The organism is Plantibacter sp. PA-3-X8, assembly GCF_003856975.1.
In the GTDB taxonomy this organism is placed as follows: Bacteria; Actinomycetota; Actinomycetes; order Actinomycetales; family Microbacteriaceae; genus Plantibacter; species Plantibacter auratus.
Genome location: NZ_CP033107.1, coordinates 1,177,854 through 1,189,997, shown reverse-complemented (window position 1 = coordinate 1,189,997; position 12,144 = coordinate 1,177,854). Strand labels below are relative to the sequence as shown.

11 protein-coding genes are annotated in these 12,144 nt (G+C 66.2%); 4 read left to right on the top strand and 7 right to left on the bottom strand.

The features are described 5' to 3' along the window. The first annotated feature begins 67 nt into the window (after positions 1-67). Both EAO79_RS05725 and EAO79_RS05720 read left to right on the top strand, forming a co-directional pair. Positions 68-1,051, top strand: coding sequence for a cyclic GMP-AMP synthase DncV-like nucleotidyltransferase (locus EAO79_RS05725; protein ID WP_124768295.1), 984 nt, complete (start codon positions 68-70; stop codon positions 1,049-1,051). Next, entirely contained in the window at positions 1,048-2,724 is a 1,677-nt protein-coding gene (locus EAO79_RS05720) for a ThiF family adenylyltransferase (protein ID WP_124768293.1), read from the top strand. The genes EAO79_RS05725 and EAO79_RS05720 overlap by 4 nt, the downstream gene beginning before the upstream one ends. 361 nt (positions 2,725-3,085) lie before the next feature. Here EAO79_RS05720 and EAO79_RS05715 read toward each other — a convergent pair whose 3' ends face one another. From EAO79_RS05715 to EAO79_RS05690, 6 genes are all read right to left on the bottom strand, one after another. Next, positions 3,086-5,158, bottom strand: coding sequence for a P-loop NTPase fold protein (locus EAO79_RS05715; RefSeq protein ID WP_164486901.1), 2,073 nt, complete (start codon positions 5,156-5,158; stop codon positions 3,086-3,088). 166 nt (positions 5,159-5,324) lie between these two features. Next, on the bottom strand, positions 5,325-5,984 hold the full coding sequence (locus EAO79_RS05710; protein WP_124768289.1) for a response regulator transcription factor: 660 nt from the start codon (positions 5,982-5,984) through the stop codon (positions 5,325-5,327). Beyond that, positions 5,981-7,237 (bottom strand): histidine kinase, encoded by a 1,257-nt coding sequence (locus EAO79_RS05705; RefSeq protein WP_164486900.1) that lies wholly within the window; start codon positions 7,235-7,237, stop codon positions 5,981-5,983. The genes EAO79_RS05710 and EAO79_RS05705 overlap by 4 nt, the downstream gene beginning before the upstream one ends. Before the next feature lie 68 nt (positions 7,238-7,305). After that, complete coding sequence (locus tag EAO79_RS05700) at positions 7,306-8,532, bottom strand: serine hydrolase (protein ID WP_124768285.1); 1,227 nt, start codon at positions 8,530-8,532, stop codon at positions 7,306-7,308. 14 nt (positions 8,533-8,546) lie between these two features. Continuing rightward, the gene (locus tag EAO79_RS05695; RefSeq protein WP_124768283.1) at positions 8,547-9,371 is read right to left on the bottom strand and encodes a hypothetical protein; all 825 of its coding nucleotides are present in this window, start codon (positions 9,369-9,371) and stop codon (positions 8,547-8,549) included. Further along, a complete protein-coding gene (locus tag EAO79_RS05690; protein WP_124768281.1) occupies positions 9,371-10,117 on the bottom strand; it encodes an ABC transporter ATP-binding protein in 747 nt (248 codons plus the stop codon). The genes EAO79_RS05695 and EAO79_RS05690 overlap by 1 nt, the downstream gene beginning before the upstream one ends. A 99-nt stretch (positions 10,118-10,216) precedes the next feature. On the opposite strand from EAO79_RS05690, the gene EAO79_RS05685 reads away from it, so the two are divergent. Both EAO79_RS05685 and EAO79_RS05680 read left to right on the top strand, forming a co-directional pair. Then, the gene (locus EAO79_RS05685; protein ID WP_124768279.1) at positions 10,217-10,771 is read left to right on the top strand and encodes a hypothetical protein; all 555 of its coding nucleotides are present in this window, start codon (positions 10,217-10,219) and stop codon (positions 10,769-10,771) included. A gap of 89 nt (positions 10,772-10,860) precedes the next feature. Then, positions 10,861-11,574: an HAD family hydrolase gene (locus EAO79_RS05680; RefSeq protein WP_124768277.1), complete on the top strand. Its 714-nt coding sequence runs from the start codon at positions 10,861-10,863 to the stop codon at positions 11,572-11,574. Between the two features lie 31 nt (positions 11,575-11,605). On the opposite strand, the gene EAO79_RS05675 is transcribed toward EAO79_RS05680, so the two are convergent. Continuing rightward, positions 11,606-12,049, bottom strand: a complete 444-nt coding sequence (locus EAO79_RS05675) for a BLUF domain-containing protein (RefSeq protein ID WP_241160995.1) — start codon at positions 12,047-12,049, stop codon at positions 11,606-11,608. Between the last annotated feature and the right edge of the window lie 95 nt (positions 12,050-12,144).

The following is a 12,144-nucleotide window of genomic DNA, read 5'->3' as shown; positions in this document are numbered from 1 at the left end:
ATAGGAATCAACCGTCCTCATTCGACGACGGTGCCAACGATTTGTACTCAGATGGGACGCACCCGCAATGCAGCTCGAGGATCACTTCGGGGTACTACTCCGAGACACCGTCAACCTCAGCCAGTTTCGACTCGACACGCTCGACGACCGAGTTGCCAAGATCTACTCAGCTCTTCGCTCGGACACCGAGTTGGGGCCGCGCGTTCTCGGCATGAGCAAGCAGGGCTCGTGGGCGCACCGGACAATCATCAGCCCAGTTGGCGCCAACGAATTTGACGCGGACTTCATGCTCTACATCGAGGACGACAGCGAGTGGTCCGCGCAGGACTACCTGACCAGTGTGAAGTCTGCGCTGCTGCGTAGCCCCGTCTACGGCAAAATGACTCTCACCCGCAAAAACCGGTGCGTACGCGTGGTCTACGCAAACTCTTGTCACATCGACATCGTCCCCGCGATCAGGCGAGGTGACGCCGAGTACGTCGCGAACTACGAGGAAGATCAGTGGGAGCGGACCGACCCCGAAGGGTTCACTCGCTGGATGAAGGAAAAGGATGACATAACAGGGGGCAACCTTCGCAGGGTCATCCGCCTCCTGAAGTTCCTCCGCGACCATCGCGGCTCGTTCACTGGGACCCGATCAGTCATACTCACGACGCTCGTCGGTGAGCAAGTCAACGCGTACAGCAAGTTCGGTGACCCGGGCTACTACAAGAACGTGCCAACCACTCTGCTGCACATCGTGAACGACCTCGACGAATATCTCTGGGCCAATCCGAGCAAGCCGGTCGTCATGGACCCCTCTAACTCCGGTGCCAGTTTCGATCACCGCTGGACGCAGGAAACATACGCATATTTCCGAGAGCGCATCCACGCGCACTCTGCAGAGATCCGTGCCGCCTACGAGTCACTCACGAAAGAAGACAGCGTCACGAGGTGGCAGTCGCTCTTCGGCGAGGGATTCGCTGCTCCGACGGCATCGGAGTCGAGTATGCCCTTCGGAAACCCTGAATCAACGCCCGCCTCGACGAGCCTCTCGGGACGCGCCGGTTGAGCCACCCCGGACGTTATTCGCGATGGCAGGACGAGTTCATCAGCGACCTCGAGGCAATCGCCCGCTCAAGCCCTGAACTAGTGGTCGTCCGCGAACGGCGTCGGCTCTCCGACACCGGCGAAGTACCTGTGCAGCTCGCGATCTACACTTCCAAGATCGCGCACGCGGAGGGCGGTCTGGTTCTTGAGCCAACGGAGATTGTCGAAATTTCGGTCCCGCCAACCCGATATCGACCACCATCCGTGCGAGTGACACATCCGCGCTTCGTTGGCTTTCCGCACGTGCTCCAAGGATTCGTGCTCTGCGTGTATCTGGACGCGAGTCGCGAGTGGAACCCGAACGATGGCGCCATAGGGTTCCTCAACCGGCTGTGGGGCTGGTTTGAGTCAGCCGCAGCCGGGACCTTCGATCCGCACACTTCTCTTTTTCACGCAGTTGGCGGCACAGACAGCGCCACTGACAGCACTCCCATTGTCGTCCTTCGGAACGAACTCGACGACGGGCTCACCTTTGTCGCACTCATTCGGAGAAATGGCCACCGATTCGATGTAGCCATCGGGACAACCGTCGATGGCCTTCGTACACCGATCATCACCGCACCCGCGGCATTACCACTGGGAACGGGCACGTCCATCTTCGAACTCGCGACGATACTGGACGACCCCACTATGAGTCGCGGCGGCCTCCCCGCCGTCGGCCTGCCTACGAATCAAGACTCCATCTGGCTCCGACTTGCCGCGGCGGCAAAGCGCAACCCAGATGCCTCACCCCAACCGTTCGTTCTCTGCGTGCCCCATCCCGCAGGAGGCCCGCCCCACGTGATAGTCGGCTGTTTGCCCTCCGAAACGGCAGATGCGCTCCGCCTGGGCAGTGATCCGCAAGACCCAAGAATTGAGTGGTGGCGGGTGTCCGACGAACGGCCGTCAGTAACGACGCGCCGGGATTCGACACGCCCGACTGCTGCGTTTGCAGATCGGACAGTGCTCCTGTTCGGCTGTGGTGGACTCGGGTCATGGATAGCGGAGTTTGTGGCCCGGGCCGGCGCTAGGCGAGTTGTCTTGTCGGACTCGGCCATCATCATGGGTGGTCTCCTCGTGCGGCAGAACTACACCGAAGCGGATATAGGCGCGAGCAAAGAGTCAGCGCTGGTCTCGCGCTTGCACAGCGTTCGCGACGACCTTCAGGTTGAGATCCTCGACGATTCTGAGTCGTTGACGCTCACTGACTTCGATCTGGTGATCGACGCGAGCGTGAGTATGGCACTCGGCCAGGTCCTCTCCTCAGTCTGTCAGGACGTACTGGTAGCTCAGGTGGCCGTCGATCCACGTTCCGCCGCTGTCGGGATGATTCTGGTCAAGCCCGCAGGATGCGCACAGCAGATGTCAGAACTCGACGCTCACTTTGGGAAGATCGTCGAAGGAGATTCCTCCTTGGAGGAGTATCATTCTCTGTGGTCTACAAGCACCCATGGAATGCTCGTACCAACGCGCGGTTGCTCTGTCCCGACCTTCCATGGATCCGCCGCGGACCTGGCCGCTTCTGCAGGAGTCATGGTTTCGCTGTTGGGTTTGCAACTGCAATCGCCGAAAGTCGGTGTTCACCTCTATACTCTCCCCCACACATCTTCACATCGGACTAAGCCAGCGGTGTTCTTGCCGCTCGACTCTCCGTAGTCAAGGTCGACCGGCGCGTAACTTGCAACGACAGGTCACAATTCTCGGCGGCGGCTTTCACAGTCTAGATCTCAAGAAACTACTGGACGCACAGGATTGACGAGAATGACTGAGCCACCTGGTGCCACCGCCTGCGCGATAGCGCACCGGCGTATGGACAGAGTTGGAGGTAATGGCTATCAGAGCAGAACCGCATCTGCCTGAGGTTTTGAGCAGTTCGGCTTCGGCAATGAGTTCGGAGCATTCCACGTCCGCGGGAGCTCACAACAATATCGGAACGGCTGGAACCTGCATAGACGCGATCGTTTATGGCAATCAGGCGATCCTAGAACGTGGGCACTTCGCGAAACTGCGTTCGTCGTCAGGAGTAGAGCCCATAGATCGAATCTACCGCGAACGCGCGAAGGATTTCATCAGCGACGTCGCGAGAGGGGAGATCCTCGATTTCGTACTGAAGCTCACCGGCATCCTCGGCCACAGCAGAGCGGTACTTTTCACGCACAGCCTCGCTAATAAGGATCATGAATGGCTCGGCGCGGAAGCTCAGCTCATAGGTAGAGCCGTTGCCTAGCCACTCCTTCAGGTAGACGAAACCTTTGGCCAGTTCGAGAAAGCTGGCGTATTCGGTGATGGCTTGGTCCAGAAGACCGTTCGTATCTCCGGGCTCCAGAGAATAGGTTACGAGCTCAGCTACGGCACCCAGGCGGCCATCCGCCAGGTACCGGCTAGGGTCTGACTTCAAACGCTCCGCCCAGATGCGTGCGAAGCCGTTCGCGATCTCGCCCCCTCTACCGCGGAACTCAGCTGACCGAGGTGCCATCCACACCACGTTCAGTGCTTCCGCTTCGCCGAGCATCTCAATGACGGCCGAAGCCGTCGTCTGGCCGGCGAGGACGCAACGAGCCACTTCCCTTGAGAGAATCTCGCGCAATCCCGTTCGTGGTGACCCGACGCGATCCTCTTCTTCGGCTCTGGCCTTCATGCGCGCGGTGAGGAACTCAAGGAGCTGGAGGTTTGGGGTCTTGTGCTCGGCTCGCAGAGACGTCAGCCGATTCAGGGCGAGGTTCGCGAGTGCGTCGTCATTGCCATCGATGACGACCGCGAGTTCGGCTGCCGCCTGCGGGAACCTGACCTCGTCCATCTCAGTCGCAACGACCCTAATCGGCTCGTCGTCTACATCATCCTCTGGGATGGCGAGCAGCAGGTAGCGTCCGAAGTAGGTCGGGTCGTTCATCGCGCGCGGATGTGCAATGAACGATCGTCTTCCACGCACATCGACACCTTCGAAGAGGAAGGACAGCACTTCGAGGGTGCCCGCGCGGTCCGCCTGCGGATGCGCCAGAGCGATCCGGTCTTCCCAGTCGGCTGCTGTCAGCTCCTCGGTCTTGGTCGTGGAGATTTGTCGTCCACCGCTACGGAGTTCCTGGTGCCACGGTTCAAGTAGCGCCCAAACGCCGTGGGCGTTGAGTCGTAGCCACGTCACGGCAACGTAATCCAGGAGGTCCAACCTGGCCGTTGCGACGTGATTTGCGAAGGCCGCAAGATGCTCCCTGAATCGCCCTAGCGCGCGCGGCGTGCGCAACTGTGGTGAGAGCACATCCACTAGGTTCGTGGCTCGTTGCAATCCGTATGAGTCGAGCCGGACGCCGGTCGCCGCGAGTAGCTCCTCGATTACCCCGCTGAGGAGGCGAATTACGGCGGCGCGTGGGACTGGCGGAGTCTCGAAGGGATACTGCACGATTTTCTCCATGAATGCCGCCGAACGGCCTACCGAGCCGGTGGAACGCAGCAGGTCCTCGACCGTGTCCTGGTCGTACGCGACGAGGTAGTGAACGCCGCGGAAACGCCCGAGTAGCCGGATGACTCTGAGCAGCGTCAGCAGCTCGCTCCCACCAAGCCGGTCCACATCGTCGACCACGATGAGTACTCGCTTCTCAAGCGACTGAATGGCTTTCGATAGCTCGGCGAACTGCTTGTGCCAAGGCGGCCGACTGGCGATAGCTTCCAGCGCATGTTCGGTGGCTCCCTTCACGCCGCCACCCACGAACGGAATCGCCTCGAGCAACGGAGTGATGAATCCGGCATAGCCGGCGAGAGTCGCGCGCGTCTCGCCCACCGCCTTCTCGCCTAGAAGGTCAGCCACGGTGTTGACGAACTCCAAGGACATCGAAGCAGCGTCGCCGCTCGACCACGGAGTAAATTCTGCGATTTGCCAGTCATCCGCGAGCCCAGCGCGTACGCGATCGAGGATGGACGTCTTACCGGAACCCCACGGACCCACCAAGCCAAAAACCGTGCTCGAATCAGTCGCGCTCGCGACCTGGATCCGTTTGACCACGGTGTCTACAAAAGTTCCGCGACCAAATGGGTCCTCGGCGTGAACGTCGAATGGTTCGTCGGTCCACATAGGCCGCACATCTTCGGTTTCGGGCACGTCACCACTCTGCCGTACATCGGCGGGTGTCGAATTAAAACCCGACAACGACATTGAGGAAGATGAACGCGTGAGCGACGGGCACACCTTTGACTATGTTCCGCACTCCACCACTCGCCCACACGAGCCGATGATGCCTATGTCGTTCGCATTCGACGCCCACCGCTCAACGAGGGTCGACGAGGCCCGCGCGGATGCCCCAGAGCACGGCCTGGAGGCGGTCGCGCGCTCCCGTCTTCTGCAGCAGACCGGCGAGGTGGTACTTCACCGTGGTGGGTTCGACAAACAGGCGGTCGGCGATCTCTGCATTGGAGAGTCCCTGCGCCAGCAGGTCGAGGACCTCGAACTCGCGATCGGTGAGCGGCGACTCGGCCGCTGACGTCACAACCGGGGCCTCGCGTCGGCGCTCCGAGAACTCGCGCAGGATGCGGCGTGTGAGGCGTTGGTCGAGGGTCCCCTCCCCTGCTGCGACGGACCGGATCGCAGCGAGCAGCGTCGCCTCGTCCGCGCCCTTGAGCAGGAAACCTGCTGCACCGGCTTCGAGGGCGGCGAACACGTCCGCGTCGACGTCGAAGGTCGTGAGGATGAGGACGTCGGCGTCGAGATCCGGATCCGCCGTGATCGTGCGGGTCGCCGCGATCCCGTCCGTACCCGGCATCCGGATGTCCATGCAGATCAGGTCCGGACGCAGCTCCTTCGCCAACCGCACCGCGTCGGCACCGTCGATCGCCTCGCCCACCACCTCGATGTCGGGCTCGGCACCGAGGATCACCGAGAGGCCGGCGCGGACGACCGCTTGGTCGTCGGCGATGAGGAGGCGGATCATTGGTCACTCCGATGCTGGTCGGGACGGTGTTCGTCGGGGATGGTCAGGCGGTTGCGCCACCCGCCGTCGTCCGTCGGCGCCGCGGTCAATCGCGCTCCGATGAGCTCCGCACGCTCGCGCATGCCCCAGAGGCCATAACCGTCACGAGACGGCGACGCAGGCCGCTGCGACGACGCCGCGTTCGTCACGATGAGCTCGATCGCGTCCACCTCGAACCGCACCGCCACGCGGCAGACGGCTCCGGGCGCGTGCCGGGCAGCGTTCGCCAGCGACTCCTGGACGGTCCGGTACGCGGCCGTCTCCGCAAGCGGCCCCAGCACACGAGGCTCGCCGGTCACGGTGTAGGCGACGTGCTGCCCCCGCGACCGCGCCGCCTCGACGAGTTCCGGGATCGCCGCGATCATCGGAGTGGTCGCCGGACCAAGCGTTGATCCGTCTCCGCCGCCCTGGACGTCCGCATCATCGCTGCGCAGCAGGCCGACCGTCCGCCGCAGGTCCACGAGCGTGGTGCGGGCATCGGACTGCACCGTCTGGAGCATCTCCCGAGCGCGTTCCGGGTCGCGCTCGACCAGAGCGCTGGCCGCCTGCGCACTGACGATGATCCCCGACAGGTGGTGCCCGGCGATGTCGTGCAGCTCCCGCGCGAGGGCGGTGCGCTCAGCGCGGAGGTCGTTCTGCACGCTGATGCGACGCTCGTTCTCGGCCATGCGTGCCTGGTCCTCGATCGCCGACAGCAAGCGCTCGCGACCCCTCGCGTACTCGGCGACGCCGGCCGGGAGCACGTACTGCAACACGATGCGCGCGACGGCCGCGAACACGAGGATGAGCGGCTCCTCGGACGACCCGAAGGCCATCGCGATCCCGCCGATGACCGTCGTCGCGACGGCACCGGCCACCAGCGCGCGGATGACCGTCCGCCGCTCCGCGCGACGAGCGAGCGCGTAGGTGGCGAGGATCACGCCGAACGAGCCGATCCCGAGTTCGCCACCACTGGACCCGAGGACCACGAGGTCGAGGAGGACCGCCACGCCGAACACCGCGACACGGTGCCGACGCCGGAAGAGCAGGGCGATGGCCTGGAGCACGACCAGCCCCGCGTGCGCCCACGGTGACACCTGACCCGGCACGGCGTGCAGCTCGTCGACCCACGGGACGACCCCGAGATACCCCACCGCACCGGCGAGGACCAGGACCGGCGGGAGCGCCGAGCGCAGACGGGCCGCGACAGGGGCGGGCCGTGCGGGAGAGGTCATGGGTCGAGTCAACCACGCCGAGCGCCGACCCCGGTGGGGGCCGGCGCTCGGCGTCCGGTGGGAAGTGATCATCGCTCGCAGAGGGTCGCGTCGAGGGCGTCGACGACGATCCGGTACTGCTTCATCAACCGCTCGTTGTCGTCGGGCGAGACGACCGCCCACGGCAGCGAGGTGACGGCGATGGTGACGGCCGTGCCGTCGGGACCGACCGCGTTGCGCGTCTGGGTTCCGGGGATGTCGCCGCCATGACCCCAGGCCACGCCGCCGCAGCTCAGCGGGTAGCTCTGCAGGCCGAGCCCGTAACCCGCTCCCGGCCACAGCTCGTCGCCGGCCGGAACCGTGGTCTGCATCTCGGCGAGGGTCTCCTCGTCCAGGAGTTCGCCGTCGAGCAGGGCCTTCATGAAGACGTTGAGCTCGTGCGGCGTCGAGACGAGCGCACCCGCGGACCAGGCGAACGAGGTGTCGAGGGCCGTGATGTCCAGGAGGTCGCCGACGGTCTTCGCGTGGTACCCGTGCGGGTGCTCACCGCGCAGCTCGCGTTCGCCCGGCGCCGGGAAGTACGTGTGCTCGAGGTCGAGCGGCTTGACGATGCGCTCGTCGATCTGCTGGGCGAGCGCCCGGTCGGTGACGCTCTCGACCATGAGCCCCAGCACGAGGTAGTTCGTGTTGCTGTACGCCCACCGCTCCCCCGGCGCGAACACGGCCGGCTTGGCGAGGGCGATTTCGAGCATGTCGCGGGGCGAGGTGTACCGCTCCTGTGCCGCGAACGCGTCGGCGGCGATCTGGTCGGCGTACTCGGGGAGCCCCGCCGTGTGCTGGAGCAGCTGACGGACCGAGATGCGGGTGCCGTCGATGCCGTCGCCGGTGATGAGCCCAGGGAGGTAGGAGTCGATCGGGGCGTCGAGCGCGACCTTGCCCTCCTCGACGAGCTGCAGGACGACGGTCGAGACGAACATCTTCGTGTTGCTCGCGATCCGCACCTCGCCGTCGACCGGAGCCGGCTCGTCGGTCGCGAGGTCGCCGATGCCGGCGGCGACGTCGATCGCCTCACCGTCCGGCCCGATCACCGAGGCGAGCGCCGCGGGGTAGCCGGCGTCGACGAGCGACTGCATCCGGTCCTGCAGCGGGCCCGATTCGGAGCCGGTGTCGGCGGTCTGCTCCGTGGCGCTGGAGCAGGCGCTGAGGGAGACGGTTCCGGCGAGCAGCGCGGCGGCGGCCGAGACGGCGATGAGCGTCCGGTGACGGGTCTGGTGCTGCGTCTTGGTCTGCGTGTGGGTCGGGGCCTGGTCGTTCATGTGGGTGGTTCCTTTCAGATGTCGCGGCGCGAGAGCGCAGCGGATGCGGCCGCAGTGAGGGCGGCGGTGAGGGCCACGAGGGCGAGGATGACGACGATCGGTCCGAGCCCGTCCGTTCCGCCGTGGATGACGCCCTGTGCGAGGGCGACGGGCAGGAACTGGGTCCAGGCCGGCACGGTGCCGCCGGTGACCAGCTGGATCGAGGAGACGACGACCGGTTCGAGGATGAGGATCGCGATCATCGTCAGAACGCCGGCGAGCTGGGTGCGGACGATGAGTCCGACCGCGAGGCCGATGACCGACAGGGCGGTGACGGCGAGGACGCCGAGCCCGAACCGTGCTGCGAGGTCCGGGAGTCCGAGGACGAACGGCGTTCCGGTCGCTGCCAGGGTCATCACGAGCGTGACCAGGCTGACGAGGGCGAGCACGACACCGAGGACGGCGCCGACGAGTGCGACCGCGCCCGCCTTGGCTGCGACGATGCGGAACCGCTTCGGCGAGGCGAGGGCGGCGCCGACGATGCCCCCGTAGCGGTCGTCACTCGTGCCGGCGAGCACGCCGAGCAGGGTGATCGCCAGGAGTGCGACGCCGATGGAGCCGCTGCCCATCGACGCACCGAGTGGGTTGAGCGCGTCGAGTTGCACGGCACGGGAGGCGAGGTCCAGGACGGGGAAGTCGCTCCCGAGGGCGTCGAGGCCAGGGCCGATGTCGCCGTCGGCGAGGGCGGGCATGAGCGTGACGAAGGCGAGTTGCGTGACGATGAGTCCCACGACGGCGACCGCCGCGGTGACCTTCGTCGCGGTCGTGGTGACGAGACCGATGAGTTCAGCGCGGAACATCAGCGCACCTCCCTGTTCTCGATGAGCTGGGCGCTTCCGGTGACCTGGAGGTAGTACGCCTCGAGGTCGCCGCCCGATGCGGCGAGGATGTCGCCCATCGACGACTGGGCCACGACGCGCCCGTCGGTGATGACGACCACGTCGTCTGCGATGTCCTGGACGTCGGACAGGAGGTGGGACGAGAGCAGGACCGTCCCACCCGCGTCGGCGAAGGCACGCAGCCGGAGTCGCAACCACTGCATGCCCGCAGGGTCCAGGCCGTTCGACGGCTCGTCGAGGATGAGCACGGCCGGCTCGCCGAGGAGGGCTGCGGCGATCGCGATGCGCTGACGCATCCCGAGCGAGTACCCGCCGGCGGGGCGGTCGGCGTCGCGTGCCATCCCGACCTCGGTGAGGACCGCGTCGATGCGGGCAGCGTCGACCCCGATCCGCGCGGCGGCGATGCGGAGGTGCTGCCGCCCGGTGCGAGCCGGGTGGAGTCCGCCCGCGTCGAGGACGGCGCCGACGATGCGAGCCGGCTGCTCGAGCTCGCGGTACGGGCGGCCGAGGATGAGGCCGTCCCCCGCGTCGGGACGGGCGAGTCCCAGCAGCAGGCGGATGGTGGTGGTCTTCCCGGCACCGTTGGGACCGAGGAGTCCGACGACCCGGCCGGGGTCGACGGTGAAGGACACGTCATCGACGCGCGGGCGACCGTGGAAGGTCTTGCGGAGCCCGCGAGCCTCGATGGGATGAGTGGAGAGGTTCATGGCTCCAGCCTCGGCGCAAGCCGTTACGGGCACCCCCGCCTGCCGCACAGTCCCGGGCTGGCCGAACGGACAGTGATCGACGACCTCTAGGCTGCTGGCATGGACACGACTGCTCGGATGCACGATCGACGTCACCGTCTCGCGCCGCGCGCGACCGTCGTGGCCACGGTGGTCGTCGTGGTCGCCGGTCTGCTCGCCGGCTGCGCGTCGTCACCGTCGCCGGACCGGACGACGGCGGCATCCGCATCGGCATCGGACTCCGCCACCCGCTCGGGCACCGGTGAGATCCGGCACGAGCTCGGCCCGCTCACCGACCGCTTCCCGCAGCTCGCCACCGCGCTTTCGGCGACCTGGATGTCGGGAACCATGGGCGACGAGCGGGTTCCGGGCCCGAGCACGTACTGGATCGATGCGGTCGTCCTCCTGGACGAGATCGGCTACGCGGAACTGCGTGCGCTCGCACCCGGTGAGGCGGGCTCGGACGCGAAGGCGGAGCTCCCGGACCTCGACGCCGGACTCGACGACGCACTGCCGCCGGGACCGCTCGTGCGTTCGTCCGCTCTCGACGACGCCTTCTCACAGGACGGCCGCTCGACGCAGGTGTTCCTCGACGATGCGACCAGCTCGGTGATCCTCACGAGTCGGTTCCAGTAGCGGCGGCGTTGCCGCGTCCGCGGGCTCGCACGTTCTGTGGAGAATGACCACCGCTTCACAATCGCGGGCTCGCGGGTTTGACTGGACGCATGTCCGAACCAGCTGACACCACCGTCCCCGAGAACTCCGACGACCGCATCGCGGTGCTCTTCGACATCGACGGGACGCTCGTCGACTCGAACTACCTGCACGTCGACGACTGGGATCGCGCGTTCGCCGATGCCGGCAGGCCGGTCGACGCGTGGCGGATCCATCGCTCGATCGGCAAAGACGGCGGTCAGCTGCTCGAATCGCTCCTCGACGGGTCCGACGAGGTCGAGCAGTACGGCGAGCGGGCGAAGGAGTTGCACAGCGAGTACTACCTTCAGAACACCTCCCGGCTGCGGGTGATCGGCGGTGCGCGCGAGCTGCTCGGCGAGTTGGCAGGCCGCGGGATCGCAGTCGTGCTGGCGACCTCGGCTCCGGAGAACGAGCTCGAGATCCTGCGGGAGCTGCTCGACGTCGACGACGCGATCTTCGCGGCGACCTCGTCCGGTGACGTGGAGACCGCCAAGCCGGAGCCCGACATCGTCGAGGTCGCCCTCGATCGTGCGGGCGTGCCGGCCTCGCGAGCGGTCATGGTCGGCGATGCCGTCTGGGACATCGAGGCGGCCGCGCGAGCCGGTGTGGAGTGCATCGGCGTGCGCAGCGGTGGGTTCGGCGAACAGGAGCTCCGTGACGCCGGTGCGGTCGCGGTCTACGGTGATGTCGCCGAGCTGCTCGCGAACCTCGGCGACAGCCCGATCGGCAAGCTCGCGGGCTGACTGCGGGTGTGAGCGAGGGCTTGAGTGCGGCTCAGCTCCGCGTGGCGCGGCTGCGGAACCAGCGGGCGAGTTCCTGCAGGGCGCGCATGGTGGCCGTCGGGTCGTCGCGGTCGAGGTCGTCGAAGGTGTCGCGGTAGCCGTCGAGCTGTGCGGCGGAGCTGGTGTCGGCGCGTTCGAAGCCCATGGTCCAGGCGGCGAACTGGCGTTCGCGGATGGGCTCCTCGAACATCACGCGGATACCGGCGTGGCGCGGATCGGCCGCGAGGGTGACCATCAGCTCGCGGACGGCGGCCTCGGGGCCCTCGAGGACCTGGAGGAACCGTCCGTCACGGTGGACGAGCATGCCGGTGAGCTGTGCGCGGGCGTTGTTCTCGCGGGAGACGGCGAGCAAGGCGGTGAGGTCGTCGTCGCTGAACGGCTGTGTCGCCGTGCTCGCGTACACGAGTGACAGCATCTGGTCTTCGTCGGTGCCCACGTTTGGAGCCTACCCGGCGGGGTGCGGAGGTGGATCCGGAAGCACGCCGGGGCTGCCTGCCCTTCGACAGGCTCAGGGACCGAACCGGTTCCGGG